We start from the raw sequence: 26537 nt of genomic DNA, 5'->3' as shown, positions 1-26537 counted from the left end.
CCACTGAATTGGTGGGGCTTCTTCAACCATTTGGGGGTAGTGCCCCATTTTTGGAAAAAATGATCGGCCTACACAGCGATCGGAGGAACTCTCCTTGAAATTGTCCCGACGCTAGGACTACAAGCTCAATTGGAGCTGTGATTTATTGGCGAAATGAATTCGCGATTTTTTAGTCCGGCTCATTGCAGCGCTGAAGGTGACAGCCAGGTGTAACAGCTTTTTTCATGGATGGATTGATTTGCAAAACGTGCTTTGGCAATATCGGCGACCTGTGTTCCTCAGTCAGTTCTCCATCCCTCTCATTTGGGAACTGTGCAGTAGGGAATACAGGTAAGCCCGGCCCTGTGCCGGGTTTTTTATTCGTAGGAACCCTACTCGCTCAGCTAAGAGCCGCTCCTCCTATGGGGCAGTGAGGTACCAAGCCATAGACTTTGTCTGTTAAGAGGACAATGGTAATGCTTAGAGCAACAGGCGAGTAACCGACTCTGGTGGTGGCCCTCTCCCTCCCTAGGCCGACCTGATGTTTGGGTCAACACGTGATGAAGTCAGTAGTGGTACCGGAAAGTCCCCAAAGAACCACCTGCGAACGCTAGCCACGAGATTTAGCCGATCTGTTGCATCGACCGATTGAGTTCGCACTCATGACACGACAATGCCAAGTGCCACTTGTACAGGCTTGCTCCGAATTGATAATTCAAAGTCGCGACTCAAGCTGCGCCAATGGGGACCGATTTCGAAATGACAGGACGTATTCAATACTGCTATCTGCCCGTAGAAATTTTACGAAAAATTTGCGGGTTGTTGAGATTGAGCCTTCGATAATGCGCGGTGCAAATTTGGCAGGTTAATTTTATGTCCTTCGCAGCAATGAGGCTCATTGGCTTCATCTTAGGCGTTTTTCTGATTACGCTTGCCGTAAGCATGGTCATCCCCATGATCACACTGGTGGCCTATGAGCGCAGCGACGACCTATCGGCCTTTCTTTGGTCGAGTTTGATTACCTTCATCTGCGGTCTCTTGTTGATCGTGCGAGGGCGCCCAGAAACTGCTCAGCTTCGTCCGAGGGACATGTACCTTCTGACTACCGCTAGCTGGGTGGTGGTGTGTATTTTTGCAGCGTTGCCAATGGTGCTTATCAGCCACATCAGTTACACCGACGCCTTCTTTGAAACAATGTCCGGTATAACGACCACTGGCTCAACCGTCCTGAGCGGCTTGGATACTGCTTCACCAGGGTTGTTGATGTGGCGATCAATGCTTCACTGGCTAGGCGGTATCGGCTTCATCGGTATGGCTGTGGCGATCCTTCCCCTGCTTCGAGTAGGTGGCATGCGTCTCTTCCAAACAGAGTCCTCGGACTGGTCGGAGAAGGTGACACCGCGCTCCCATATTGCAGCCAAGTACATCCTTTTGCTTTATCTGGGACTCACTGGAGCCGGGACTCTCGCCCTCTGGATCGCCGGCATGACGCCATTTGAAGCAATCAATCATGCAATGTCCTTGATCTCCACTGGGGGATTCTCGACTTCGGACGCCTCACTTGGGCATTGGACGCAACCCGCGATTCACTGGGTGGCGGTAATTATCATGATTCTGGGTAGCCTACCCTTTACGTTATATGTCGCAACATTGCGCGGCCACCGCCGTGCGCTACTCAAGGATCACCAGGTACGAGGATTTGTTTGCTTCCTGATCGTTACTTGGTTGGCAGTGGGTACGTGGTTGTGTTTTCACAGCGATTACAAATGGTGGGATGCATTTCGTATCGTGGCGATCAATGTGACCTCGGTCGTTACGACCACGGGAGTGGCGGTGGGTGATTACACTCTGTGGGGCAGCTTTGCCGTTTTGCTCTTTTTCTACCTGACCTTCGTCGGTGGGTGCTCAGGCTCTACGGCGGGTGGTCTTAAAATCTTCCGCTTTCAGGTGGCTGCCGCGTTGCTCGTGAGTAGCTTGAAGCAACTGATTCATCCCCGAGCAGTCATTCAAAAAAAGTACAACGGACACCCCATTGATGAGGAGATTTTGCGCTCGCTTTTGACCTTCTCATTTTTCTTCACCATCACCATCGCAATTCTGGCCTTGGGGCTGGCAATGATCGGTCTTGACTGGACGACGGCGCTGAGTGGGGCCGCTACAGCAGTGTGCAATGTTGGCCCTGGACTGGGAACGATCATTGGACCGGCAGGCAATTTTGCTTCGCTACCGGATGTGGCGAAGTGGTTGCTGACCGTTGGTATGCTCCTCGGAAGGCTGGAAATACTGACGGTGCTGGTGATCGTGACGCCAGTCTTTTGGAGGTACTGATCGATTTTTTTGAGCCAGCGGGACATTTATCAAGCCGTCGGTGCCCGGCTGGAAATGTACCGTTTGCTTTAAGGAAACATACTGCTTTGCCCCAATACTCGGATTCTGCAATCGTCCAGATGGTTGGCCTTGATTCACTGATTGATGCTAGGCAAACTGGACAAAGACCAAAGGAATTGGTTCCCCTTTGACAAAAAGCCCGCCAAGTGTGGGCTTTTTGCCGTCTGAACATCTGTTAAGCCCGTTGCAGTTACCTTCATGAACTGGGAAGCTAAAGTGGAAAGTTAACTCATGTCCAACCAGTTTGGCAGCACAAGGGAAATCCAGGGTACGTAGGTAATCAGAATCAGAAACAGCAGCAGGATCATCAACCAGGGCATGGCGGCCCTTACGGTGGCAGGCAGTGTCATACCGGTCACCGCTGAGGTGACGAACAGGTTCAAGCCCACCGGCGGTGTGATCAGGCCAATCTCAAGATTGACCACCATAATGATGCCCAGATGAATTGGATCGATACCCAGTTTGATGGCTATGGGAAAGAGGATCGGCGCCAGAATAAGAATGATGGCCGACGGTTCCATAAAGGCGCCCGCAATTAGTAGCACGATGTTCACCACCAGCAGAAACATGACGGGCGTCAGGCCAGCCTCGATCACCCAGGCGGTAATCTGTTGGGGTAGCTGTTCAGTGGTCAGCACATGGGCGAAGAGCATGGCGTTGGCGATGATGAACATCAGCATGATGCTCAACTTGGCAGAGTCCAGCAGGACTTTCGGGGTTTCACGAAACGTCAGGTCCTTGTAAACGAACAAGGCAATAAAGGCTGAGTAAACCGCCGCCACCGCCGCCGCTTCGGTCGGCGTAAACATCCCTGAGTAGATGCCGCCCAGGATGATCAGCATAAGCAGCAGACCCCAAATCGCCTTGCGTGCGGTGCCGAGCAATTCACGCAATGTCGCGCGGGGCAGCGCGGGCAGGTTTTTCTTAACGGCGACAATATAGATTGCCACCATCAGCGCAGTACCCAACAACAACCCTGGCACCACACCAGCCATGAACAGCTTACCGACGGAGGTCTCGGTCGCGGCGGCATAGACCACCATCACGATCGAGGGCGGAATCAGGATGCCTAGGGTCCCGGCGTTGCAGATGATCCCCGCACCAAAGGCCTGCGGATATCCGGAGCGGACCATGCCGGCGATGGCAATCGAACCCACGGCCGCCACCGTCGCAGGACTCGAGCCGGAAAGAGCGGCAAACAGCATGCAGGCCAATACGGCGGCAATCGCCAGTCCGCCGCGAATATGCCCGACACAGGCGTTGGCAAAATCGATCAACCGGCGTGCCACGCCACCGGTGGTCATGAAGGCACCAGCGAGCAGGAAAAACGGAATGGCCAACAGCGTGTAATGCTCCGAGGTCTCGAACAGCTTGATCGCCAGCGAGCGCACTGAGTCGGGGCTAAAGAAAATGATGGTCAAGGAGCCGGCGAGACCGAGGGAAATGGCGATGGGAACGCCGATGAACATCAGGACGAAGAGGGCCAGGAACAAGAAAGCAATAGTCATGACTTGTCATCCTCGTGCTCGGCGAGTTTCAACGCATCAGCGGCTTCGTCGGCCAAGCCCAGGCCGGTTTGGCGGTTCTGAAGGATGCGCACGAGAATTTCAGCGAAACGGATGAAAACCAGGGCGAAACCCAAAGGAACGATCAACCCGATATGCCATTGCATGATACCGAAATGGCCCAGATCCTCGGCGCCGATGCCTGCAATCATCAACGTTTGAATCCATTCGAAGCTGGCGACGCTGAGCAGCCCTGCATAGAACAGGCAGCACAGGCAGGCCACGATACCTATGTACTTTTGCACCGATCGGCTGGTCAGCCTGACGAGTGCGTCAACACCGATATGCCCGGCCGTGCGCACGCCATAGGCCAGACCGAAAAAGATCAGCCAGCCAAACAGGGCCTTGGTCAGTGCTGTGCTCCAGGTCATCGCCTGAGCCATTCCCATGATTTCGTCGCCAATGGCGAACAGCGGGGCGCTTGCACCTGGCCAGCGATCGGCAAGCCAGTAAAAAAGGCTGTAGAAATTATTAAGGATCACATAAACGAAAGTGACCAGAGTCATGGCGGCCAGAAGGAAGACGATAAAGCCCTCCTCGAAGTGTTCCCAGATTCGCCGAAGCGCTTTCATGGTGGCATCCCACGTCGAGTGACGACTGGCAGGCGCCGCCACGGCGGCACCTGCCTTGCGATTACTGAGCGTTATTGGCGGTTTCGGCTGCGGAGATCAATTCAGGGCCGATATCGCCTTCGAACTTCTTCCATACCGGCTTCATCGCTACACGCCATTGCTCGCGCTCTTCGGGTGTCAGAGTAATGATTTCAGTGGTTTTGGCCGCGAGTATGCGTTGCTTGTCGCCTTCGTTTAGTTGCTCCGCTTCCGTGTTAACCTGCGCTGTGACTTCCACAACGATCTTGTCCAGTTCGCTGCGAACGTCTGGCGGCAAGCCGTTCCAGAATTTGGTGTTGGTAATCAGCATGTAGTCCAGTACGCCGTGGTTGGATTCAGTGATGTACTTCTGCACTTCATACATTTTCTGGCTGTAGATATTCGAGTAGGGGTTCTCAGCGCCGTTGACAACACCAGTCTGCAGGCCCTGATAAACCTCGGCAAAACTCATCTTGCGCGGATTGGCGCGGACAGCTTTGAACTGTTCTTCGAGTACGGCAGACGCCTGCACCCGGAACTTCAGGCCACGGGCATCGGCGGGGACACGCAGTGGCTTATTGGCCGACAGTTGCTTCATACCGTTGTGCCAGTAGGCCAGGCCGGTGATGTTCTTGCTCTCCATGGACTTGAGCAGCCCTTGGCCCTGCGGGCTCAACTGGAAGCGGTTGACGGCGGCGATGTCATTAAAGAGGAAGGGCAGATCGAATAGTTGGAGAGTCTTTGTGTACTGTTCGAACTTGGCTAGAGAAGGCGCAATCATCTGCACATCCCCCAGTAACAACGCTTCCATCTCCTTGCCGTCACCAAATAGTGAAGAGTTTGGATAGACCTCGACCTTGACCTTGCCGGGCAGGCGTTCCTCTACCAGTTTCTTGAAAAGCAAGGCGCCTTGGCCCTTGGGCGTCTGTTCAGCGACCACATGCGATAATTTGATAATTACCGGATCTGCCGCCATGGCCGCATTCGTTGTGCTTAACGCAAGAGCGCAGGCGAGTGCTGTACATAGAGATTTGAACATCGGGGGGATTCCTCTTGTTTTTATTTTTCGAATGACTCGATGCCTTGAGCACATTCGTGTGTCGGGACAGGAGGAAGTCTAGGCAGAAAACCATCAGTTGGAGGGTATTAACCGGGAAGGCAGAAAACTGCTGGTAGATGGCGAGATTTTCAAACTTGACTTTATGGATTTTTGGCTGCTGATTGGATGCCTGAATGGATGACTGCTTTTGGCCGATTCCGTTGAAAAAGTCGGCGATGGTTTCCACGGCAGAAAAGTAAGCGCTTGAGATTGAAATCTTTTCTATGAGCAGTGGATTCCGGGCTCAGATTTCGAGTAGCTTCGCGCAAGAAAGGCGTTTTCAGCAACCAGTATGCGGGCAGTCTGGTATGACCGACTTTTTCAACACAATCGGCCGTTTTGGGTCTGTCGCAACCGACTGAAAACGGCCAAATTGCAGTCACCTGTCTTTGCACGAACGCCCTGATTAGAGTCGAGGGCGGCGGTCCCCTGATCCGGTAACTGTCCTAAGACGAAGCCGATTGTCATGCGAAAGAACGCCATAATGAAACTGCTGTCACACTGAACCGATATGAACAATGGCTTGTAGTTCCGAGTCACGTCGATGATGGGGTACGACTCCGATGAGCAACCTAGACGATTTTCGTTTCCAGTCCCATGAGCTTTTGCTCCAGCTTGACGCAGCAACCACTCATTTAATGATGCTCGTTTCGGCACGGCAGGTTGAGGGCTCTTCGTGGATTGAAGCTACCAATCGCCAGAAGCTGGCGTATGAGGCGTGGGCTACGTTTCTTAACGCACCAAAAATTGACCCGATGCCTATTCTGGATGGGCGAGCGGCAGGTAGCTACGTACCATCGGCAGACTGAGAATCCTCTGTTGGTTAACAGCGGAATAGCTGCTCCGAGTTTTTCGCTTCGCACTCAGCCTCAGCTTCCATTCGTGTTGGAAATGACGCGGGCAGTCGGCATTTCTCTTTAGTGTCGTAGATGCTAAAGCCACTAGGCGCCATGCTGGAATAGAAGCGGGACCCTTCACGTACCGACCCCGTTTCCTTTGGAATCCCTGGAACGACAACAAATCTCGATGCCATTTCTTCACCAGTATTGTTGACCCTCGCACTATGTTTAGCGGCTTTTGGCCAGTACATCAAACTCTGCCTAACTAGAATCGACGGACGGAAAGTTTGACTTGCTGAATGGGGGTGACGGTAGGCCGGGGGCTTGGAAGCTACGCCCTGTGGATCTAATGCCACCATATCAAGTGAAGTACTTCTCCAGACGCTTGATAACATTATCGGTGGGTCACTGACTGCTTTTGGCCGATTGCTGCCTATCTTGTCAGGCAGAAAACGGCCAAAAGCTGCCCCTCAGTCATAACTATGACAACCTCATTTCCTTTTACATCGACGTCTCCTCCTGCGAAGAGCCACAAGAGCAGGAGGCCCCAATTCATGATCACCAACTCGCGCGAAATATCACTTGCTCAGAATATGTATCGCAACCACAGCTTCCTCGATGCCCTGCAAGCCGCCACCGTTTTCCTGGATCGCATGTCGTGCACCCTCGACCTGGCGATTGCCAGCTTCGCCGCGCAATTGCGTCACTAGCTCATAGAGTTGACCGATACCGGTGGCACCCAAAGGATGACCTTTAGATTCAAGTCCGCCTGATGTGTTGACCGGAATTCGTCCGCCCAAGGTGAACTCACCGCGTTCGGCCGCAGGGCCTCCTTGACCGAGGGGAACAAAACCGAGGTTTTCGACCTGGATGATTTCACCCATCGCCGAGGCATCGTGGACCTCAGCTACGTGCATGTCCTGCGGTCCCAGGCCAGCTTGCTCATAGGCCAGCTCCGCAGCCAGCCGGGCAACATTTAGTTCCGGTTGATCGAGTCGGCGGTGGCTGAAGGTGCGGATCACACTGGCAGCGACTTTGATGCAGCGACGTTTGTCGACGCCGATGCGCTTCAATCCCTCCTCGGTGCACACAATGACAGCGGCAGCGCCGTCCGACAGGGGAGCGCACATTGGCAGTGTCAGCGGGTATGTGATGGGTGGCGCGGCAAGGATTTCTTCGATAGTGAAGGGCTTGCGAAATTGCGAGTAGGGGTTATGCACCGAGTGGGTATGGTTTTTGGCCGACACCGCCGCGATCTGCCGCTGCGTCGTGCCATGGGTCTTCATGTGGTGGCGACATAGCGCGGCATAAATGGCCATAAACTTGCTGTAGGGCTTGTCCGATTCCGAGCCTGGAGGTACTTCGACACCTTCACCCATATTAACCAGGGTCTGGTAGTTTTCTTCGGCGCGTGAAACGTCCCACCCGGCATCGAACAGCGACAATGCTTTCATTTTATCTGGGATATTCATTTTTTCCGCGCCGAGCGCCAGCGCCACGTCCGTCGTTCCAGCCTTGAGGCTTTGCACGGCCAAGTTGAAGGCGGAACTGCCGGAGGCACAGGCATTCTCGATGTTGTAGACAGGTATGCCTTCAATGCCGATCTTGCTGAACACGACTTGACCGGGGATCGAGAGCTGGCCTTGCAACGGGCCATTGGTCATTCCGGCGTAAAAGGCGACGCCGATGTCGCTGGTCTTGCAGCCAGCATCTTTCAATGCTCCGTTAAGCGCTTCGCGGGCGAGGTCGTCGATACTGCGTTCAAGATGGCGACCGAAGACAGTCATGGAAATACCAGCGATATAGATGTTGCTCATGAATCTCTCCAGGGATGAGGCGCCAGCGGCGCCTTCTGTTTGATGTGTCAGTGTGATGCAGCTCATTCAGATCTTGCGTTGCGTACCATCCCACTACGACTGACGCAGGTCCTTCTCGATCACGGCTCAGTCGCTGCGCAGCAGGATGGACTCCAGATCACCTGCTTCACTTGACACGCTCGTTCGATAATCAGAGCTGGGTGACAGTGGCTCGCGCCAGACCCCGTTGTTCGAGGAAGCCCAGCAGGTAGCGGTGGCCAAAGGCTTTGGAACCGGAGGCGAAGCCAACCTTGTTGGTTTCACCGTCGATCAGTTTGATAGCAGCGGCAACCTGCAACGCGCCGGTAGAAATGTAGGGCGTGATGCCATGGACGGTGGCGCGAACGGCAGCCAATTGGCCGCGGCCGATTGCGGTGTCGACCGTGCGATGGATGGTGGTGCGCTCGCGTGGCGGCATACTTGGAGTTGTGGAATCGACGATTTGCTTGAGCACGGCGTCCTGCTGTTCAACCGACAAATGCTTGTATTCCTCATCCCACTTCTGGCCAAGGGCATTCACCATTTTCATGACGTCGTTGTCGTAGAAGCCGACGGCTGAAACGCAGCTGCGTACGCGTGGATCGTGCTCGAAATACACCGGCAGCGAGGTGCCGCCCCAAGGCAGAGCGAACACCGGCTGTATGAAATCCGGAGAGGTGATGTTGAAGGAGGTGCCCAAGGGGTGCTGGACCAGCTTTTTTTCCCACAAGTAGCATTGCTCCGCGCGATACAGCTCGAAGATGGAGGCGGTGGAACCGACGGTTACGCCAGCGCCGACGTTGCGCAGGTTACGGCACAGGGTCGACGTTTCCAGCGCGTCGATGCCAGGGGTTTCAAGGGCCAATTCGGCGGCGATTTCGGCGAAGGTAAACATGTAGGACAGCGACGGCGAAACGAGAAGGCCGGCTTGGGCATACAACTCGCCGAACTGCTCGCTGACCTGGCGCATGTAGCCCTGTTCACCGGTGGTGTCGAGGTGATGACAACCGGCTTTGAGTGCAGCTTCTACGGCAGTCAGGCCGAATTTCACGAAAGGTCCTACGGTGTTGCAAACGACTTTCGCCCCTTTGAACGCGTGGGTGAGCGCTTCAACAGTGTGTTCTGCTTCAATGATCTCGTAGGTGGCCGACTCCAGACGGACGACGCGTTGCGCCATCATTTCCTGCGTGCGCGCGGCATTGCGGGCCACGGCGGTGAACGGGATATTTTGATCGATCAGCCAATCCATGGTCAGCATGCCGGTATAGCCACTGGCGCCATAGACAACTACAGGGTATTTAGCCATTTTCTTGTTTTCTCATGTTTTTTGAGGTTGTTAGACGAATTGCCAGCGTCTGCTGTGCGACCAGCTATTGGCATGAAGCTGCTGGTAAAACAGTCCCTGCCATCGCTGACTTCATGCGTCTTTTTTTTACAGGAGTACTTGAGTTCAGGATGTATTTTGCTAACAAGCGAACTATTCGCCTTGGAGGGAACGAGCGTATATTTATTGAAATCTGCTCATGAGACCTGCACGCGGGGTATCGCCATGGAATATTGGCAACAAGTACGCAAAGATATGAAGGTGTCGCCCATCGTCGAAGGCATGATCGATGGTTATTCACCCCTGTTTGCCGAACGCTATCTGTTCCACAGCGTTGAAAAATCGGTGTCTGGCGTGCGCGGAATCACCCTGATGACACAATTTGGAGGTTCGCGTGTTCAACAGGGTGAGCGTGAACATTTGCGCTCCGACTTTTTGCCAACCCAGTCCTTGCTGGTTCCCGCGAACTACGCAACCCATTGGTACTATTCCGGCACAGTCGATTTCGCTATTTTTTATTTTCCAGATCACCTGCAAGGAATTCAGGCGAGCCTCAAGGCGCTGGTGGAAGCCCAGTCGGAGCCCATGTCGTTTGGCGACACGCTAGTGGGGGCGACTGCCTTGCGATTGATTAATGAATTGCACAAGGGCGCTAGCGCCGATCAACGCTTCATGGCCATGCTGGTCGAAGTAATGCTGGAACAAACCTATCGCGTGCTGACAACTCCGGACACGGGGTGTATCAACCCTCGCCACATTCATTTCTCGCGTCTACAGGCGGCACTTCAGTACATTAATGACCATCTGGCCGAGAGTTTATCCATCGACTTGCTGTCCGCTGAGGCGCAGGTCAGTCCAGCGCATTTCCGTCGTCTGTTCAACGAAGCAATGGGTGCGCCGCCACACCGTTACATTCTGGCGAGGCGCCTGGAACGGGCGCGTAACCTGTTGACTATGACGACCATGCCCATTGCGCGTATTGCCCTGAACTGCGGATTCAGCGATCAAAGCCACCTGACCGCCAGCTTTCGCACCGCCCACGCAACGACACCCGCCGAATATCGCGCCCATATTAGTCGCCCGCCCAGTCAACCTCAGCAGGGATGACTGGATTTGACTGAGGACTTCGGTTTCAGGGGGGCGTAATTAACCGCCTGTTTAACAGATGGGCAAGGTTGGAGCTGCTCGTAGACAGACAGGTTTATTTCCCCGAGAGTCCGCTATGGGTCGGAAAGCGACGGGCGGGCCCAGACCGTCGCAGTGGATGATTAGACTTCTGTCTGCTCTGCCATTTCTAGAGCATCGTCTACCTCGATGCCCAAGTACCTGACAGTGCTTTCGAGCTTCGTATGACCAAGCAACAGTTGAACTGCTCTCAAATTCTTGGTCCTGCGATAGATCAAAGATGCTTTGGTTCGCCGTAGCGTGTGGGTACCGTACATCGTCGGATCAAGTCCAATGGCTGTTACCCATGCTTTGACTATTCGAGCGTATTGCCTGGTGGAGAGATGATCTGAGCCATGCAATCGCGTCGGGAACAGGAAGTCTTCACTGCGAAGATGCGCCTGACGCATCCATGCCTCCAGAACTGTTCGTGTCTGCTCCGTAATTTCAAACTGCACTGGATGCTGAGTTTTCTGCTGCATCACGATGGCCCGTGACGAAACATGCTCCCCATGCGCAATGTCTCGTACTCGCAGCTTGGTTAAGTCACAGGCACGCAGTTTGCTGTCGATGGCCAAGTTGAAGAGAGCCAGATCCCGTGTCTTCTCCGCAAGCTGAAGCCTGACCCGAATGGCCCAGATATCTCTGACTCGAAGGGGGGCTTTCTGCCCTACAAGCTTTCCCTTGTTCCAAGGCTGATGGCGACGTAAAGCAATAGTGTTCATGGCTTGTCCTCCAGGTTGAGGGAAGACAAGGGTGGATCAGTCGCAATGCGTAGTGGTCGCTAATCGACCCTAAGCGGTCTGTCCGGATAGGTAGTCGTCGACCCGAGGTTGACGTTTGCATACCCACACGCAACGTGGATAGCGACATATAGGGTGCGCGAAAAAAGTATCGTGATAGCTGAGGCGGTCTAAAGTTCGGTATGCACTCAGGATTACTCGCGGCTGTTTATGACTACGACGATTTCAAAAGGAAACGGAACTATGACTAGTAAACACTCATTTTTACTTTCCGCCATAACTTTGAGTCTGGCTGCTTGTGGCAGCCATTCACCCGAACACAACCAAGCCGCAAGTACTCAAATAAAGACCGAGGAAGCCCGACAGATTGCTGAAGACGCCTATGTCTATGGCTATTCGCTGCTTACCACGGAAATCACCCGGGTGCAGATGAGCAATGTCGCCAAGACTGAAGGCTTGCACGCGCCAATGGGGCAATTTCTCAATATCAAGCGCTATCCACCAGCGGAGCAACGGGCCGTGTCTGCGCCAAACGCGGACACCCTGTACTCCATCAACTGGCTCGATCTCAGCGAGCCACAGGTGTTCAGTCACCCCGACATGGGGAAACGCCTCTACCTGTTCCCCTTCACCGACTTGTGGATGACCGACTTCCATACCCCTGGCGCCCGCACTACCGGTGGAAAGGCCGCCAACTACCTAGTCACCGGACCCGGGTGGCGGGGAACAGTGCCCCCAGGCATGAGCCAAATAAAGGCCGATACCCGTTATGTAGTCATTTTGGGGCGGACCTATGCAAACGGTAGCGAGAAGGACTACAAGGCGGTCAACGCCTTGCAAGACCAATACAAAGTCACTCCGCTCTCAGCATGGGGTAAGCCCTACACTTACCAGGCACCGCCAGTGAATCCCAACCCGGGTTTCAGCATGACCGACGCGCCACAAAAGGTCATTCTTGATATGGGCACCGAGGGCTATTTCAACAAGCTGGCCGCGTTGATGTGCAAGGATGCGCCACCAGCCGCGATAGATGCGCCGCTCCTGGCGCGCATGGCGACCATCGGTCTGGAGCCGTGCAAGTCCTTCGAACTGAGTAAGCTAGACCCGGCCGTACAAAGCGCGATCAAAAACCTACCGCAAGACGCACTGACCCTGATCGGCAACAATAAACAGACAATGGGTCGGATGGCTAACGGTTGGATCGTTACCAAAGGCCTTGGCGTCTACGGTACCGACTACATGAAACGCGCGGTAGTAGCGGCTTTCGGCTGGCCCGCCAACCTGCAAGAGGACGCGGTGTACCCGAACACGGAGGTCGACAGCGACGGGCAGAAGCTGAACGGCGCACACAAGTACACCTTGACCTTTGCCAAAGGTCAGACCCCGCCGGTGATAGGCTTCTGGTCGATCACCATGTACGAAGTCGATAAGGGCTGGTGGTTTACTCCGAATGCCCTGAACAAGTTCACCGTAAGCCCGCGTGACAACCTCAAATACAACGCTGACGGCTCACTAACCTTGTACTTCCAGCACGATTCACCAGGTAACGCCAAGCAAGCTAATTGGTTGCCGGCGCCCAAGGGAGACTTCGTGCCCATGTTGCGCATGTATTGGCCGGACCCAGCGACACCTTCGGTGTTGAACGACACTTGGATACCGCCGAAGATCGTCAAAGTTGAGTAAGCAAGCAGGAGCGCAACCTCCAATGCTTGGCATTGGAGGTTTTTTTTGCAGTTTCGATAGGTATCCAGTCTGCATAACGAAACTACACCAAGCGGATTAAATCGGGGCGCTTTGGACGGAATACTACATGTCACGATAGGCAGCTTTTGGCCGTTCTGTGCCGATCATGGTTACAACACGTGCTGGTCAAATCCGATGCAATCGCTGGTCAGAGCGAATGCAAACGGGTGGTCAAGTGGAGCGCAATTTCGCACTCATGCGAAAACTAAGCGGGAAGTCTTTTTGTAACTGGTCTCATTTCCCGCCGCCTGCTACGCAGAGCAATTTCAATGTGTTCACCGCTGCCATGGAGAGCTCGTGGGGTGTGCTGGCCACAATCATGGAAGCGGTCTGTTTCGTCGCGAGGGAATCTGAGCGGATCACCGCCCCAAAAGGTGTTGTGAAAGCCGATTTGGGAGGTCGTGTGCTTTCTAGGGTTCCTGTTTCTGCTTACGCAGACTCGCTATGCCTTCAGCGAGCTCCAGACGTTCAATTTCTTCGATAACGTCCTCGAGTACTTTCGCAACCGTGCGATTGTTTTTCAGCGCGAAACTCACAATCATCAGCGTGATCGGATGTATACCGAGTACCGTGGCAATGTCGTCTAGCTTCTCGATGGTTGGCGCGTAAAGGCCCCGCTCGAGTGTGCTGATGTAGGTTCGACTGCTGAGGGTGCCAAAATCTTCTTGAGTTCGGCGTTGTTTCACACGCAGCCACCGGAGAACCGTCCCAAAGGCGTTTTTCAGTTCCATTTTGCTTGATCCGCAAAAGGAATGATAAGGCACTTTCTGAACAGTATATGACTACAGCGTATACTGTTCATTTTTGGGGGTTGGCTATGTTCGTCACCAATCGTCAGGCAGAAATCAGCAGTACTCTAGCGATGCTTGAGCCAGGTCACCAAGGCTGGCATTTCATTCAAAAGCATCTGATGTCGCCATGGTTCCACGTGACGCTTGTTCGGAACGAAGAAGGTGTTGAATGTCACGACGTCGTGTTCGTAGACAGCGCGGGGACGCTGAAGCTCATCTTGGACCGGAGTGTGGAGAGCTTTTACGTAAAATCCGTGCAGCTGGTTTCTCCAGGATGGCTTAATGGGGTTGGAGATTGGCGAATGGAGGTGCTGATGGAGGTAGCTCAAAGCAAAGATGGCACGTCGGTGCGATATACCCTCCTCGACGGTCGGCATTACTTTTTTCCGGAGCCGCAGCCCAAGACGTCCGTAACCTACTGCCAAACAATTTATCAAAAGCTGGTCGATTGAGTCGCTAAGGAATACGCGGCTGATTGTCACGTTTTATTCTATCTTGTTCGGATAGGGTAGAGGTTCTTTATCCTGAGGAAAGGGACGTGAGGTTCAGTCATTTTGCGGCGTCGCTAAGATAGAGGCGTGGGTCTATACCGCTGTCCCGTAATGATCTGGCAGCGTCCATAATAACTTGGATTAGAGCGTCGTTTTCAGTCTTGAGCTTTTCTAGCTGATTCTCGAGTAGCCGCATCCTCATCTCACAGTCTCTCCGAGAAATCTTGCTCTTTGAGTTAAAACGTTCAGTGGCGGAGATGAAACGATTCCTGATTTTTTCGTCGCGCCATAATGTTTGCCTACTTACACCTAACAGTTCGGCAAATTTTACTTGGGTTAGCTTTTCTTTATGCAGCCCCAGCTCATACTCGTCTAGAATAGAAAGGGCTTTTTGTTGCCATTTTTTTTGCCGGTTCATAGTGCTTGCTTCTCGGGATTATTACTATATTGCTTAAGAGCTTCATTGCAGCCGCGAACTAGGTCTGACATAAATAGAATGTGCTGATCTAATGGTTCGTGGTGATCGAGTTCTTGATTAATTTCTACAGTAAGTGGCTCGTAATTATCCAGTACAGTTTCAAGAACTTTTTTGTACTTGTCTCTTAGGGATTCAATGGCGGATCTCGCTTCTAAATCATGGACGTTGATGTGGAACGACTCACATGCAGCCGAAGTACCAAAACCTCGCAAGCACATAAGTCCCTTGTTACATGGGTTTACGTATAATTCCCGAGAGCAGCCGCCCCAAGGGGTATAATTTAGTACTTTTAGCTTGTCGATGACGATTCGTTCGATCTTTTCATCGGAAAGGCCTTCCTCTCGCCACCGAACAACTTTTTTCCCTAAAAAATCCGCCGGTGGATTTTCCGTCATGTACATTGATCTGATGTGCTCGGCTCGTTCCTTTGCCGTTCGGTAGTCATAGTGCCTCGTTTGGTGAGGCGTCCGCCCCATCCACAAATCAATAGCCGTCTCTGAGGGGCCGGCACGTAGAACGGCGGTAGTCACCCAGCGGCGTATGTGATGGGGGGTGAAAGAAAATATTTCTCCGTTTTCCCCTCTAAGTTTAAGTCGCTGAAATATTGTTTGTTTGACCGCATTAGCACTAAGATAGTGGTAAAAGTCAGATCGAAGGATGGGCCTTGGAATTATTCCTCGATTTGCTCGAGAGTTGAATTGGTTTTCCCAAATGACAATCATGTGATCGCTTAGTTTATTTGCATGCCCAGGCGGCGAATCCTTCGTCACAAAAGAAGACACATCTTCAGAATCCTCGGCGTCCGGTCTAGGGAACTGCTCTTTAAAGTGCATGCTCAAATAATATCTAAATTTTGATTCCAGTTTATCCTTGAAACTTTGGATATCGACTACTGTGCATGGCCCACCAGCGGCACCTCCTCGATGGGATAAAATCTGTGATCGTAAATCTGACCATCGTTCGCTCCAATCCAAGATGTCTTTTTGATCAATGACGGTTTCGGGGTTGAAAGCCCTTTGCTGCCGCATGCGCTCCATGAAAGCCCGTAAGTCGTCGATAAACCATTCAGATCGAATCATCGCTGCTTTTGAAGATCCGCAATGCTTACCTATATCTAGTACCGATATGCTGTGCAAGTTGACCTTGTACTTGTTTGTATATAATGACCAGTCCCACAGTCTAAATCTTTCATCCAGCCAGCTAGCTACTCTTGCCCCAACAATTCTAGGGAGTTCGCGAGTGCATTCATGGAAACGTCCGCCGGAGGAAAGTTCTTTGGGTGAAATGTCCAGGCAAGAAGTAATTTCATCGATAAAAAAGTGTGTGTTTTGGCGGAGGTTTGTTAGTTTAAGTTGTTGCAGTTTGCACTCACTAAGTGGATGTGTTTTTCTGTGGTCGTTAAGTGCTCTGTCTATAAAACTAAATCCAGATTTCTCGATTTCTGCCGCTCGTTCTCTCGCTGCGGCACATGTATTAGTTAGATAATCAAATGCCTGCTTCAAGGGCTCATACCAAATTTCAGCTACGGCCGTAGCTGAACAAAGAGCACCTTTTAAAGTTGGCACGCGCACAAAAGGTAATCCCGTATCGCCGTCTTTATCTAGGCAGTTTTTGGGAAGACCACAAATTTCTCCAATCCTCAACCCAAGCGCCATTCCGAAACTGGTGGCTTCAAGCCTTATCAGATCGTAACCAGGGTGTGGCTCCAGCGATGGATTAGCTTTTACCAATGATCTAGCTCGAGCTAAACCAGTATGGAGGTCTGGAGTATAAAGCTCTTGTTCACGACCCGAAAACTCAGGTGAAGTTAACTCAAGCGATGATCGGATTGGATTAGGGACGCCATGGTTCCATTTTATGAACCGATCTAAATATCTATACTCCACCCCATCAATAATTGCGCTCAGCTGGTTGAGGTAGTCCACAAATGCGCTCAGGCTTGTCGCCCAGTGATAAGTGGTTGCGGCTGACCGCCCATCTCTAATTGAATCAATAGTTTTATCAAGGATGTTGCGGTTCAAGGCTGGCCAATTCGCGTGTTCTCTTTTCACGATCCAGGCAAGATGTCGGATCGACACCAACCGTCCAACCACCAACTCTCCAGATTGTTTGCGCGCTATTTCTTTAATGGCGAAGCAGCGAGCAAGTCGACCGGGAATATCCGGTAGAGGTGTGTGATTAGCTGCAAGCTTGGTCCTTTCCGGAGAAACCTCTGTGAACAAAATGTTCTTGCCTTTGTATCGCCAGGTTTGTCCTTGAAAATCGCCCTCAACAGTGCCATTTTTTTTGCACTTCTCGAATAGGCTATTCGCTACCGAAAGACTAAGATCCAATACTTTTCTTGATATAACACTCATGGCAACTCCTTAATCGCAATTAGAATTGCTTTGGCACCATATAGAGCGGCTTCTACCTGTTGAGCAATAGGGCCTGTAGATCCACTGGCAAGCATAGATTGGAAATCTTGGATTCCACGTAGTGCGGCTTGGTGATCTGCAAATCGACTCGGCCTAAAACTGGAGCATGCGTAGCAGGTGACCGTCGGATGATATGGGCATGGCGTGGATCTGCTGCATTTTCCAAGGTTGCTGATGGGGCGATAAGTGAAGTCGTCTTCATCGTTCTGTGGAAGGAATCGACCACTCCACATCTCAACTGCTGTCCGTATTTCTGGGCTCGCCATGTGCACGCGATTAATGAAGTCGTGAAGGTCCAAGTTGTATCTAAAGTAATGGCTTATCGAATGAATGCTTTGATGATCAAGGGCTTCAGCTACTTCCTCGGGAGTAGCCCCAGATAACACCATAGATGTGCCTTTGGTTCGGCGAAGTCTATAGGCAGAAATCTCCATGTATTCAGAGACTTCGGTTGCCCTCGAATGAGGATTTTTTATGCCTAGTAGCCAGGTTAATGATCTCATATTGTGAGATATATGATTACTGTCCATGTGGAGAGCATACTGGGCGAGTTTGGGATTTTGTAAAAGCCTAACTAGTCGCTCAGGCATTCGATCTGGGCTTGGGAATAGCGGTGTGTGTAGCTTTCGGATTTTTAGGTCGTGTACGCGGCAGATTTCCATTATTCTTGGGGTTGCTTCTGTAACTAATCGTTCTGCTTCTTTGCACTGCGCCCTTACGGCTTCAGCAGTATCATCCGCTATGTAGCGTTTAACCATGTTGCTGGGATGTCTGCGCAGCTTTGATCTCCGTATCCCTTTTACACTTGGAACCATCACAAACGGACCCCCCTCATCTTCATCGAAGTCGGGAGTTTGAAGTAATGCCATTTGAATTGGGCGCAGTCCCCAATCTCTCCCAAGTAAGAACATCGCGCGTTGAGTTAGAAGGTTGTTTTTCTTTGTCTCTAAGTTATTTTCTGCAAGTGAGAGTTGGGCTCTAGTGAATGGACCATGATTTACATCTCTCATCGTCACAAAATAGCGATTATCCTGGTTGGTGGTTTTTATTTGCTCGAGTTCGAAATAGTTGTGCTCATTGAACCCCGGTAGATCCTCTTCAAGGCACCACCGGTACATTGCTCGAAGGGCGATGATTTGCTCTTTCTTGGAAAGCAGAGCTGCTTCGATTGCTTCCGCCTGTATATAATCAAATATGAGTGATTCAAGTTTTACTGGGTCTGTTTCGAACGTGTGTAAAAGCGAAAAATAGTACTTGGCAACTTTAATTGGGCCGAGGTCGATGTGGGTTCTTATACGATCAATTGTCCAGCTTCTAAGAATCCAGTCTAAGTATGGATTGGAGTGATGCTGCTTCATCCATGGTATTGCAATGACACCGTATCCAATATGTTCAATCTGCAAGCTCCAGGTCCATTCGTCACTTTCGATAATTTTTATCGTTTGACCGAACACCGAGAGTATGGTGGTTGGAAATGCCTCTAACTCTTCGTTCAGTAACTGTTCAATCGCGCGGGTCAGAGCTGTCGGAGGAAGGCTTTCCATTACTTTCACCTCTTTTCGCAGAATCACTCTGCGGTTGTCTAAGAAGTTTTCCAAGTCGGTCAGATATTGAAAGCTTTGTATAGTGCTGGACCATCGAGCTCCCAGGGGCCCATCCTCCAAGATAGGCGAGCGAGTCGGCTATGTCGATATTCGTGGCCGGACTATTCTCTAGGAGTTTCCTAGCAGTGTTGGCTGCAGTTGTTCGAATACCATGAGGGTGGACTCGAGTCGTCATGCTCTTTAAATTTGGAACAATACTTAGTGTTCGTAATATCGAGTTTACTGTGCGAGCGGAGAGCCTTTTTCCATCTCTTGAACTAACAAATAGCGCGGTGCATGGCCGTTTCGGTACTAGCAAATCGTCTCTATATGAAGATATATAGTGTTCAAGTGCTTCGGCTAGATCTGTGCTTATTGGGACTGTTCGGCCTCTTGTTTTCAAGCAGGCGCCGTCTTTTCGTTTCTGCTGGTTGTTTTTTGTTGGCCACTTGATAGTTATTGTTGGGCAATGGCCAAGCTCTAAGTCGGTTAGCTCGATAAGCACGACTTCGCCTCGACGAGCCAGCGTTTCTAGCATGACTCGGATAAGGCAGTAATTTCTAAAACGAATTTCAGCTGTCAAAAATGGATTGTCTGGCGATTCAGGCGCTACAGCTTGAATTATTCGTTGGAGCTCGAATTCAGTTAAAGCTGTGGATGGTTGGGAGGGTGCTGATTGATTGGCGTTATGTATTATTTTCTTACGAAGTCTGTTGATTATTTTTGTTTTATTTTTCTCTGCTTGGGTCTGTTCTGAAAGAGAGAGTCGGTGTAGTTCGATATAGTGATCAAATGAATAATCTATAAACGACTTCATCGCTTCTAGGCGACGCATGCAGGTTGACTGGCCAGCGCTTTGGTCTTGCGCGGTTTGACAAAGGCGATCAGCAAGAGAACGGATTTCGTTAGGACTGAAGACTGCGAAACGTTCAATTTTGGACTCAAGCGGAGAACCGCGTTCCAGCGACCACTCGTAAGCTATGGCGACATCTCTAAGATAGCTTTCGACCGTATTCTGGCTGAACGAATGCAGCAGGTCTTCAGCCCAGAGGTTTGCAAGGATGACAGGCGTTCCGCCGATCAGGAGAAAAGGGCGAAGACCTTGGCGTTCAGTCCGGATTAACCTGACTTGGCAGAGGCGATGAAATGGCATCTGGACGCTCCCAATCTGCAACGTCAGGAAGCATATACCATAACTGCCACAACCATCCTTCAGGCAACACTGACCCCAGCCAGGCCGACCGGCTACTGACCAAGCGCCTGCAAAAGGCGCTGGACCTGATCGATGTGCGGGTACTCGACCATTTCATCATCGGGGACGGCGATCCGCTGTCGATGGCGGAGTATGGGTGGATGTGAACCCCCTGTAGGAGCGAGCCTGCTCGCGATGGTGGTAGGGGCACCGCGTTCTTTCAGGCGGCCCTTGTCATCGTTGACGCCCATCGCGAGCAGGCTCGCTCCTACAATTTGACCTTCGAGTAGTCCTGACGGCCGAACGGGCTGACTGCATACCCCTCGACATCCTTGTGGGTCAGGGCGAAGGCGGTTGGATGCGCCAGGGGCAGCCACAATGCCTGTTGCTGGATCTGCGTCTGGGCCTGTTCGTAGAGTTTGGTGCGCACACCTTGCTCGCCGGTGGTCTTGCCGGCGCTGATCAACTTGTCCAGGTCCTGGTTGCAATAGCGGGCAAAGTTGGTGCCGGACTTGACCGCCGCGCAGGAAAACTGCGGCGTGAGGAAGTTGTCCGGGTCGCCGTTGTCACCGGCCCAGCCCATGAACAGCAGGTCGTGTTCGCCGGCCTTGGCGCGGCGAATCAGCTCGCCCCATTCGATCACGCGAATTTCGGCTTGAATGCCGATTTCCGCCAAATCGGACTGAAGCAGTTGGGCGCCTAGACTCGGGTTAGGGTTCAGCAGGCTGCCAGAAGGGCGGGTCCAGATCGTGGTCTGGAAACCATCCTTGAGCCCGGCCTTGGCCATCAACGCCTTGGCCTTCTCGATGTCATGCGGGTAACCCGGCAACGTTTTCGCATAGCTCCAGGTGTTGGGTGGGTAGGGGCCGTTGGCAGGTTCGGCGGTGTCTTCGAACACGGCTTTGACGTAGTTGGCCTTGTCGAAGGCGAGGTTGATCGCCTGGCGCACTTCAGGTTTGTCCAAGGGGGGGTGCTGACTGTTGATGGCAACGAAGGCGGTCATGAAGGCGTCAGTCTTTTCGACTTTCAGCGTCGGCTCTTTCAGCGCGGCCTGGACATCCAGAGGCTTGGGCGACAGGGCGATCTGGCATTCATTGCGGCGCAATTTCTGCAAGCGCACGTTGGCGTCAGGGGTGATGGCAAAGATCAGCGGGTCGACCGAAGGCTTGCCGCCGAAGTATTCGGCATTGGCTTTGTAGCGAACCGTGGCGTCCTTCTGGAAGCGCGTGAAAACGAATGGGCCAGTGCCGATCGGCTGGCTGTTGAGCTTCTCCGGCGTGCCGGCTTTCATCAGCTTGTCGGCGTACTCTGCCGAGTAGATCGAGGCGAAGCCCATGCTCAGGGTGGCGAGGAAGGTGGAATCCGGGTGATCAAGGGTAAAGCGTATGGTGAGCGGGTCCAGCGCGTCGATCTTCTTGATCAGTGCGGGCAATTGCATCGATTGAGCATGGGGAAAGCCGCTCTGGGCGACTTTGTGCCATGGGTTGGCCGGGTCGAGCATCCGGTCGAAGCTGAACTTCACGTCCTCGGCAGTCAGTTCGCGCGTCGGGCTGAAGTAGTCGGTGCGATGAAATTTCACCTGCGGGTGCAATTTGAAGATGTAGGTCAGGCCATCCGGCGTGACCTCCCAGCTGTCAGCGAGGCTGGCGACCACTTTGCCACTGGCGTTGTCGAAGTCCACCAGGCGGTTCATCAGCACGTCGGCCGAGGCGTTGGTGGTGGTCAGCGAGTTGTATTGCACCACATCGAACCCTTCGGGGCTGGCCTCGGTGCAGACGCTCAGGGCGGCGGCGTAGGCCTGTGGGCCCAGCAGAAGCGGGGCAAGCAACAGCGGTAGGGCAGCGAGGCGCATGGTCGGGTTCCTTTACAGATCGAAGGCCCATCTGCAGGTGCAGTCTGGAAAAGGCTTACCCTAGTGGGCTGGATTGCAAATGACTATCCCCTTTTTCGTTTTCAGGGGACTATAGCCGATCGATTCTGGTGAGCGTTGGTTGGAAAAAGCTGGATTGGCCTGTCGGGAAGATTTCTCTGCGACGAGCGGTCGCAATCCACGATAGCCTTGATCCAGGGCGCCTGGCGCCTGAAAAGTGGGGTTTTTATCAACTCAACGCACACCGAATGTTGTTGCTCTCGAGTCTTTCTGGTATAAAGCAGCGCTCTTTTCTAGGGGCCCGGTTCCTTCGTTTGTAGGTGTAGCCGGTAAGACCCTTAAAGAAACGCGGCGCCTGGCGCCAAATGACTGAGAGATTAAGCGGCCAACCCATGCCGGGTTGGGCATGTGGTTTTAGAGGGCTGAGGCATGTCGAGAGTCTGTCAAGTTACCGGTAAGGGTCCGGTGACTGGGAATAACATTTCCCACGCAAATAACAAAACCCGTCGTCGTTTCCTGCCGAACCTGCAGCATCACCGCTTCTGGGTTGAAGAAGAGAAACGTTTCGTGCGTCTGCGCGTATCTGCCAAAGGCATGCGCATCATCGACAAGCGTGGCATCACTGTCGTGCTGGCCGAAATCCGCGCCGCTGGCAAGATCTAAGGGAGCTAATCATGCGTGAATTGATTCGTTTGATTTCGAGCGCCGGTACTGGTCACTTCTACACTACCGACAAGAACAAGCGCACTACCCCGGACAAAATCGAGATCAAGAAATTTGATCCGGTTGTTCGCAAGCACGTGATCTACAAGGAAGGCAAAATCAAGTAATTGATTTTTCCCGACTTACGAAAAAGGCCCGTATCGCGAGATATGGGCCTTTTTTGTTGCTTTAATTTTGTGGTGCCTGTCAGGACAGCACAAATATTCAGGCCTTCTGTTCAAACGCCACATAGATCTTGCGGCACGGCTCCAGCACTTCCCATGTGCCACGGAACCCGGCCGGGATCACGAAGCGATCGCCCGCGCGCACGGTTTTGCTGTTGCCATCGTTGTCGCGCAGCACGGATACGCCTTGAACGATTTCGCAGTATTCATGCTCGGTGAAATTCACCAGCCACTGGCCGACGGCGCCTTCCCACACGCCGGCATTCAACTGGCCGCAAGGGCTGTTGTAGTGGTTGTACACCGCTTGCTCGGGATCGCCCTTGAGGACTTTCGCCGGGTCTGGGCGATAGCGTTCGACGGCAGTGGTGGCCTGGCTGAAGTCGACGATGTTCTGGATGCTCATTGTTGTATTCCCCCGTCATTGCGGTGCGAGTGGTTGGTGATGCCAAAGTCTATGTTTATTAAAATGAACATCGCAAGGCCGTTTGCTGGCGTTATGTCAAATATATTGAAACTTCACCTGCCGCTGGTTTAGGGTGGTGGTTGCCTTGGGCCGTAAGCAGGCTGGCCGGGCAGAATTCCTGACAGCGCCCGCGAAGAACGCGGGTGTCGTATTCAATAAGAGGAGGACACTCGCATGACCACCCTGACTCGTGCCGACTGGGAACAACGCGCTCGCGATCTGAAGATCGAAGGCCGCGCCTACATCAATGGCGAATACACCGATGCTGTATCCGCCGAGACCTTCGAGTGCATCAGCCCGGTCGATGGTCGTCTGCTGGGCAAGATTGCCAGCTGTGACGCCGCCGATGCCCAACGCGCTGTTGAAAACGCCCGCGCCACCTTCAATTCCGGTGTCTGGTCGCGCCTGGCGCCGACCAAGCGCAAAGCCACCATGATCCGTTTCGCCGGCTTGCTCAATCAACACGCCGAAGAGCTGGCCCTGCTTGAAACCCTGGACATGGGCAAGCCGATCAGCGACTCCCTGTACATCGACGTTCCCGGCGCGGCGCGAGCCCTGAGCTGGAGCGGCGAAGCCATCGACAAGATCTACGACGAAGTGGCGGCTACTCCGCACGATCAGCTGGGTCTGGTCACTCGCGAGCCAGTCGGCGTTGTCGGCGCTATCGTGCCGTGGAACTTCCCGTTGATGATGGCCTGCTGGAAACTTGGCCCGGCGCTGTCCACTGGTAACTCGGTGATCCTCAAGCCGTCCGAAAAATCGCCGCTGACTGCTATCCGCATCGCTGCCCTGGCCGTCGAAGCCGGTATTCCGAAAGGCGTGCTAAACGTGCTGCCAGGTTACGGTCACACCGTCGGCAAGGCCCTGGCCCTGCACAACGATGTCGACACCCTGGTGTTCACCGGTTCGACCAAGATTGCCAAGCAACTGCTGATCTACTCCGGCGAGTCGAACATGAAGCGCGTCTGGTGTGAAGCTGGCGGCAAGAGTCCGAACATCGTGTTTGCCGATGCGCCAGACCTGCAGGCCGCCGCTGAAGCCGCGGCCGGCGCCATTGCGTTCAACCAGGGCGAAGTCTGCACCGCCGGTTCGCGCCTGCTGGTCGAGCGTTCGATCAAGGACCAATTCCTCCCGCTGGTGATCGAAGCGCTGAAAACCTGGGCCCCGGGCAACCCGCTGGACCCTGCGACCAACGCCGGCGCGCTGGTCGATACCCAGCAGATGAACACCGTGCTGTCGTATATCGAGTCCGGTCACAGCGACGGCGCCAAACTTGTCGCGGGTGGCAAGCGCACGCTTCAGGAAACCGGAGGCACCTACGTTGAGCCAACGATTTTCGATGGCGTGAGCAACGCGATGAAAATCGCCCAGGAAGAAATCTTCGGGCCGGTGCTGTCGGTCATCGCCTTCGATACCGCCGAAGAAGCCATCGCGATCGCCAACGACACGCCATACGGCCTCGCCGCAGCAGTGTGGACCAAGGACATCTCCAAGGCCCACCTGACCGCCCGCGCACTGCGTGCCGGTAGCGTATGGGTCAACCAGTACGATGGCGGCGACATGACGGCGCCGTTCGGTGGCTTCAAGCAGTCGGGCAACGGCCGCGACAAGTCGCTGCATGCGTTCGACAAGTACACCGAGCTGAAGGCGACCTGGATCAAGTTGTAATGTGACACGAGCCCTGGCTATGCCGGGGCTCAAAGCAAATCCCCTGTGGGAGCGAGCCTTTGTGGTGAGGGGATTTAGCGAAACGTCGCACCGCCCCGTTCGGCTGCGAAGCAGTCGCAAAGCCAGTGCAAGCGGTGTATTGATACTCCGCTGTTGCAGGTTTTGGGGCCGCTGCGCGACCCAACGGGGCGGTGCGACGTTCGCTAAATCCCCTCACCACAAAGGCTCGCTCCCACAGTGTTTTGTGCTGATCAAAAAAATATCCACAGGAGCGTGGAACATGCGTTGGGCGACGTATTTCGCCGTGTTGGCGTCTGTCTTGAGTGTCGGCCTGGCCCTGGGTGTCAGCATGCCGTTGGTGTCGTTTCGCCTGGAAAGATGGGGCTACGGCTCGTTTGCCATCGGTGTGATGGCGGCGATGCCGGCCATTGGCGTGCTGCTGGGCGCGAAGATTTCCAGTCATCTGGCGGCCCGTCTGGGCACGGCCAATTTGATGCGCCTGTGCCTGTGGGCCGGGGCGGTGTCCATCGGTTTGCTGGCGCTGTTGCCGAGCTATCCGGTCTGGCTGGTGCTGCGCTTGATGATCGGCGTGATTCTGACCCTGGTCTTCATCCTCGGTGAAAGCTGGATCAACCAACTGGTGGTCGAAGAGTGGCGCGGACGGTTGGTGGCGCTGTATGGCAGCAGTTACGCGTTGAGCCAGTTGGCCGGGCCGATACTGCTGGGCGTGCTGGGTACCGAGCACGATTACGGTTTCTGGGTTGGCGTCGGTCTGCTGGTGGCGGCGCCGTTCCTGTTACTGGGGCGCGACGGTGCGCCCGGCAGCGAGGCCTGCAGCGTGACGTTCGGTGATTTGTTGACCTTCTGCCGTGGCCTGCCGGCAATTGCCTGGGCGGTGTCGTTGTTCGCGGCGTTCGAAGCGATGATCCTGACGCTGCTGCCGATTTACTGTCTGCGCCAGGGCTTCACCACGGAAATCGCCCTGGCGATGGTCAGCACGGTGGTGGTCGGCGATGCCTTGCTGCAATTGCCGATTGGTGCGCTGGCTGATCGGGTGTCGCGGCGTGCGTTGTTTACCGGTTGCGCGGTGGTCTTGCTGGTGTCTAGCCTGGCGATCCCGATGCTGATCGATACCCTGCTGATCTGGCCGCTGTGGGTGCTGTTCGGTGCCAGTGCTGGTGGGCTGTTTACCTTGTCGCTGATCCTGATCGGCGAGCGTTATCGCGACGATGCGCTGGTTCGGGCCAATGCGCACATCGCGCAGCTGTGGGGGATCGGTTGTCTGCTCGGGCCGTTGATCGCCGGTGCCGGCAGCCAGTGGATCAGCGGGCATGCGTTGCCATTGCTGATGGCGGCGGGGGCGTTTGGCCTGGTGATTCTGCTGTCGCGGCAAGGGGCGTTTGGCGCAGTACAGCCAGCGTAAGATCC

The 26537-nt window shown here is 53.6% G+C and carries 22 protein-coding genes and 1 pseudogene; 10 read left to right on the top strand and 13 right to left on the bottom strand.

Annotated elements, in window-relative coordinates:
- Positions 1–852: 852 nt before the first annotated feature.
- Positions 853–2307 (top strand): TrkH family potassium uptake protein, encoded by a 1455-nt coding sequence (locus tag ACA058_RS30345; protein ID WP_497637191.1) that lies wholly within the window; start codon positions 853–855, stop codon positions 2305–2307.
- 284 nt (positions 2308–2591) lie between these two features.
- Here the strand turns inward: ACA058_RS30345 and dctM are convergent, their stop codons facing one another.
- The 3 genes from dctM to ACA058_RS30330 form a co-directional block, all read right to left on the bottom strand.
- The gene (dctM, locus tag ACA058_RS30340; RefSeq protein ID WP_497637190.1) at positions 2592–3875 is read right to left on the bottom strand and encodes a C4-dicarboxylate TRAP transporter large permease protein DctM; all 1284 of its coding nucleotides are present in this window, start codon (positions 3873–3875) and stop codon (positions 2592–2594) included.
- The gene (locus tag ACA058_RS30335; RefSeq protein ID WP_497637189.1) at positions 3872–4504 is read right to left on the bottom strand and encodes a TRAP transporter small permease; all 633 of its coding nucleotides are present in this window, start codon (positions 4502–4504) and stop codon (positions 3872–3874) included. The genes dctM and ACA058_RS30335 overlap by 4 nt, the downstream gene beginning before the upstream one ends.
- A 61-nt stretch (positions 4505–4565) precedes the next feature.
- Entirely contained in the window at positions 4566–5561 is a 996-nt protein-coding gene (locus ACA058_RS30330) for a TRAP transporter substrate-binding protein (RefSeq protein ID WP_497637188.1), read from the bottom strand.
- Positions 5562–6184: 623 nt separating this feature from the next.
- Here ACA058_RS30330 and ACA058_RS30325 point away from each other — a divergent pair.
- A complete protein-coding gene (locus ACA058_RS30325) occupies positions 6185–6430 on the top strand; it encodes a hypothetical protein (RefSeq protein WP_497637187.1) in 246 nt (81 codons plus the stop codon).
- Positions 6431–7038: 608 nt separating this feature from the next.
- Here ACA058_RS30325 and ACA058_RS30320 read toward each other — a convergent pair.
- A complete protein-coding gene (locus ACA058_RS30320; protein ID WP_497637186.1) occupies positions 7039–8277 on the bottom strand; it encodes a thiolase family protein in 1239 nt (412 codons plus the stop codon).
- 190 nt (positions 8278–8467) lie between these two features.
- Entirely contained in the window at positions 8468–9601 is a 1134-nt protein-coding gene (locus ACA058_RS30315; protein ID WP_497637185.1) for a saccharopine dehydrogenase family protein, read from the bottom strand.
- 72 nt (positions 9602–9673) lie between these two features.
- Here ACA058_RS30315 and ACA058_RS30310 point away from each other — a divergent pair, with 72 nt between their 5' ends.
- Positions 9674–10726 (top strand): helix-turn-helix domain-containing protein, encoded by a 1053-nt coding sequence (locus ACA058_RS30310; protein WP_497637184.1) that lies wholly within the window; start codon positions 9674–9676, stop codon positions 10724–10726.
- 161 nt (positions 10727–10887) lie between these two features.
- On the opposite strand, the gene ACA058_RS30305 is transcribed toward ACA058_RS30310, so the two are convergent.
- Positions 10888–11508 carry a tyrosine-type recombinase/integrase gene (locus ACA058_RS30305; protein ID WP_497637183.1) on the bottom strand — a complete coding sequence of 207 codons (621 nt, stop codon included), beginning with the start codon at positions 11506–11508 and terminating at the stop codon, positions 10888–10890.
- A 261-nt stretch (positions 11509–11769) separates the two neighbouring features.
- On the opposite strand from ACA058_RS30305, the gene ACA058_RS30300 reads away from it, so the two are divergent.
- Positions 11770–13209, top strand: a complete 1440-nt coding sequence (locus ACA058_RS30300) for a DUF1254 domain-containing protein (RefSeq protein WP_497637182.1) — start codon at positions 11770–11772, stop codon at positions 13207–13209.
- A gap of 470 nt (positions 13210–13679) precedes the next feature.
- On the opposite strand, the gene ACA058_RS30295 is transcribed toward ACA058_RS30300, so the two are convergent.
- On the bottom strand, positions 13680–14000 hold the full coding sequence (locus tag ACA058_RS30295) for a helix-turn-helix domain-containing protein (protein WP_497637181.1): 321 nt from the start codon (positions 13998–14000) through the stop codon (positions 13680–13682).
- Positions 14001–14086: 86 nt separating this feature from the next.
- Here ACA058_RS30295 and ACA058_RS30290 point away from each other — a divergent pair, with 86 nt between their 5' ends.
- Positions 14087–14512, top strand: coding sequence for a hypothetical protein (locus tag ACA058_RS30290; RefSeq protein WP_497637180.1), 426 nt, complete (start codon positions 14087–14089; stop codon positions 14510–14512).
- A gap of 97 nt (positions 14513–14609) precedes the next feature.
- Here ACA058_RS30290 and ACA058_RS30285 read toward each other — a convergent pair whose 3' ends face one another.
- The 4 genes from ACA058_RS30285 to ACA058_RS30270 are packed head-to-tail and all read right to left on the bottom strand — an operon-like array spanning position 14610 to position 20182.
- Positions 14610–14969 carry a hypothetical protein gene (locus tag ACA058_RS30285; RefSeq protein ID WP_497637179.1) on the bottom strand — a complete coding sequence of 120 codons (360 nt, stop codon included), beginning with the start codon at positions 14967–14969 and terminating at the stop codon, positions 14610–14612.
- Entirely contained in the window at positions 14966–17386 is a 2421-nt protein-coding gene (locus ACA058_RS30280; protein ID WP_497637178.1) for a hypothetical protein, read from the bottom strand. The genes ACA058_RS30285 and ACA058_RS30280 overlap by 4 nt, the downstream gene beginning before the upstream one ends.
- Positions 17383–18990 carry a site-specific integrase gene (locus tag ACA058_RS30275; RefSeq protein ID WP_497637177.1) on the bottom strand — a complete coding sequence of 536 codons (1608 nt, stop codon included), beginning with the start codon at positions 18988–18990 and terminating at the stop codon, positions 17383–17385. The genes ACA058_RS30280 and ACA058_RS30275 overlap by 4 nt, the downstream gene beginning before the upstream one ends.
- Positions 18950–20182: a tyrosine-type recombinase/integrase gene (locus ACA058_RS30270; RefSeq protein WP_497637176.1), complete on the bottom strand. Its 1233-nt coding sequence runs from the start codon at positions 20180–20182 to the stop codon at positions 18950–18952. Before ACA058_RS30270 ends, ACA058_RS30275 begins: the two co-directional genes overlap by 41 nt.
- A 47-nt stretch (positions 20183–20229) precedes the next feature.
- On the opposite strand from ACA058_RS30270, the pseudogene ACA058_RS30265 reads away from it, so the two are divergent.
- A pseudogene (locus tag ACA058_RS30265) lies at positions 20230–20388 on the top strand (JAB domain-containing protein); the annotation flags it as partial.
- 101 nt (positions 20389–20489) lie between these two features.
- Here the strand turns inward: ACA058_RS30265 and ACA058_RS30260 are convergent.
- Complete coding sequence (locus ACA058_RS30260; RefSeq protein WP_497637175.1) at positions 20490–22073, bottom strand: ABC transporter substrate-binding protein; 1584 nt, start codon at positions 22071–22073, stop codon at positions 20490–20492.
- Positions 22074–22520: 447 nt separating this feature from the next.
- Here ACA058_RS30260 and rpmB point away from each other — a divergent pair, with 447 nt between their 5' ends.
- Positions 22521–22754: a 50S ribosomal protein L28 gene (rpmB, locus tag ACA058_RS30255; protein ID WP_003176907.1), complete on the top strand. Its 234-nt coding sequence runs from the start codon at positions 22521–22523 to the stop codon at positions 22752–22754.
- An 11-nt stretch (positions 22755–22765) separates the two neighbouring features.
- Positions 22766–22921: a 50S ribosomal protein L33 gene (gene rpmG, locus ACA058_RS30250; protein WP_007894709.1), complete on the top strand. Its 156-nt coding sequence runs from the start codon at positions 22766–22768 to the stop codon at positions 22919–22921.
- A 97-nt stretch (positions 22922–23018) separates the two neighbouring features.
- Here rpmG and ACA058_RS30245 read toward each other — a convergent pair whose 3' ends face one another.
- Entirely contained in the window at positions 23019–23381 is a 363-nt protein-coding gene (locus ACA058_RS30245; RefSeq protein ID WP_008054608.1) for a cupin domain-containing protein, read from the bottom strand.
- A gap of 234 nt (positions 23382–23615) precedes the next feature.
- On the opposite strand from ACA058_RS30245, the gene ACA058_RS30240 reads away from it, so the two are divergent.
- Together ACA058_RS30240 and ACA058_RS30235 are read left to right on the top strand one after the other, a co-directional pair.
- On the top strand, positions 23616–25109 hold the full coding sequence (locus ACA058_RS30240) for an aldehyde dehydrogenase (protein WP_497637174.1): 1494 nt from the start codon (positions 23616–23618) through the stop codon (positions 25107–25109).
- 280 nt (positions 25110–25389) lie between these two features.
- Entirely contained in the window at positions 25390–26532 is a 1143-nt protein-coding gene (locus ACA058_RS30235; RefSeq protein ID WP_497637173.1) for an MFS transporter, read from the top strand.
- The last annotated feature ends 5 nt before the right edge of the window (positions 26533–26537 follow it).

The organism is Pseudomonas sp. LBUM1649, assembly GCF_059716155.1.
The sequence above is the reverse complement of the archived record's forward strand: the minus strand, read 5'-3'. Positions and strand labels throughout refer to the sequence as shown.

Coding starts and splice junctions, on each gene's coding strand:
- ACA058_RS30345 (WP_497637191.1), top strand. CDS start 853: ATGTCCTTCGCAGCAATGAGGCTCATTGGCTTCATCTTAGGCGTTTTT.
- dctM (WP_497637190.1), bottom strand. CDS start 3,875: ATGACTATTGCTTTCTTGTTCCTGGCCCTCTTCGTCCTGATGTTCATC.
- ACA058_RS30335 (WP_497637189.1), bottom strand. CDS start 4,504: ATGAAAGCGCTTCGGCGAATCTGGGAACACTTCGAGGAGGGCTTTATC.
- ACA058_RS30330 (WP_497637188.1), bottom strand. CDS start 5,561: ATGTTCAAATCTCTATGTACAGCACTCGCCTGCGCTCTTGCGTTAAGC.
- ACA058_RS30325 (WP_497637187.1), top strand. CDS start 6,185: ATGAGCAACCTAGACGATTTTCGTTTCCAGTCCCATGAGCTTTTGCTC.
- ACA058_RS30320 (WP_497637186.1), bottom strand. CDS start 8,277: ATGAGCAACATCTATATCGCTGGTATTTCCATGACTGTCTTCGGTCGC.
- ACA058_RS30315 (WP_497637185.1), bottom strand. CDS start 9,601: ATGGCTAAATACCCTGTAGTTGTCTATGGCGCCAGTGGCTATACCGGC.
- ACA058_RS30310 (WP_497637184.1), top strand. CDS start 9,674: ATGAAGCTGCTGGTAAAACAGTCCCTGCCATCGCTGACTTCATGCGTC.
- ACA058_RS30305 (WP_497637183.1), bottom strand. CDS start 11,508: ATGAACACTATTGCTTTACGTCGCCATCAGCCTTGGAACAAGGGAAAG.
- ACA058_RS30300 (WP_497637182.1), top strand. CDS start 11,770: ATGACTAGTAAACACTCATTTTTACTTTCCGCCATAACTTTGAGTCTG.
- ACA058_RS30295 (WP_497637181.1), bottom strand. CDS start 14,000: ATGGAACTGAAAAACGCCTTTGGGACGGTTCTCCGGTGGCTGCGTGTG.
- ACA058_RS30290 (WP_497637180.1), top strand. CDS start 14,087: ATGTTCGTCACCAATCGTCAGGCAGAAATCAGCAGTACTCTAGCGATG.
- ACA058_RS30285 (WP_497637179.1), bottom strand. CDS start 14,969: ATGAACCGGCAAAAAAAATGGCAACAAAAAGCCCTTTCTATTCTAGAC.
- ACA058_RS30280 (WP_497637178.1), bottom strand. CDS start 17,386: ATGAGTGTTATATCAAGAAAAGTATTGGATCTTAGTCTTTCGGTAGCG.
- ACA058_RS30275 (WP_497637177.1), bottom strand. CDS start 18,990: ATGGAAAGCCTTCCTCCGACAGCTCTGACCCGCGCGATTGAACAGTTA.
- ACA058_RS30270 (WP_497637176.1), bottom strand. CDS start 20,182: ATGCCATTTCATCGCCTCTGCCAAGTCAGGTTAATCCGGACTGAACGC.
- ACA058_RS30260 (WP_497637175.1), bottom strand. CDS start 22,073: ATGCGCCTCGCTGCCCTACCGCTGTTGCTTGCCCCGCTTCTGCTGGGC.
- rpmB (WP_003176907.1), top strand. CDS start 22,521: ATGTCGAGAGTCTGTCAAGTTACCGGTAAGGGTCCGGTGACTGGGAAT.
- rpmG (WP_007894709.1), top strand. CDS start 22,766: ATGCGTGAATTGATTCGTTTGATTTCGAGCGCCGGTACTGGTCACTTC.
- ACA058_RS30245 (WP_008054608.1), bottom strand. CDS start 23,381: ATGAGCATCCAGAACATCGTCGACTTCAGCCAGGCCACCACTGCCGTC.
- ACA058_RS30240 (WP_497637174.1), top strand. CDS start 23,616: ATGACCACCCTGACTCGTGCCGACTGGGAACAACGCGCTCGCGATCTG.
- ACA058_RS30235 (WP_497637173.1), top strand. CDS start 25,390: ATGCGTTGGGCGACGTATTTCGCCGTGTTGGCGTCTGTCTTGAGTGTC.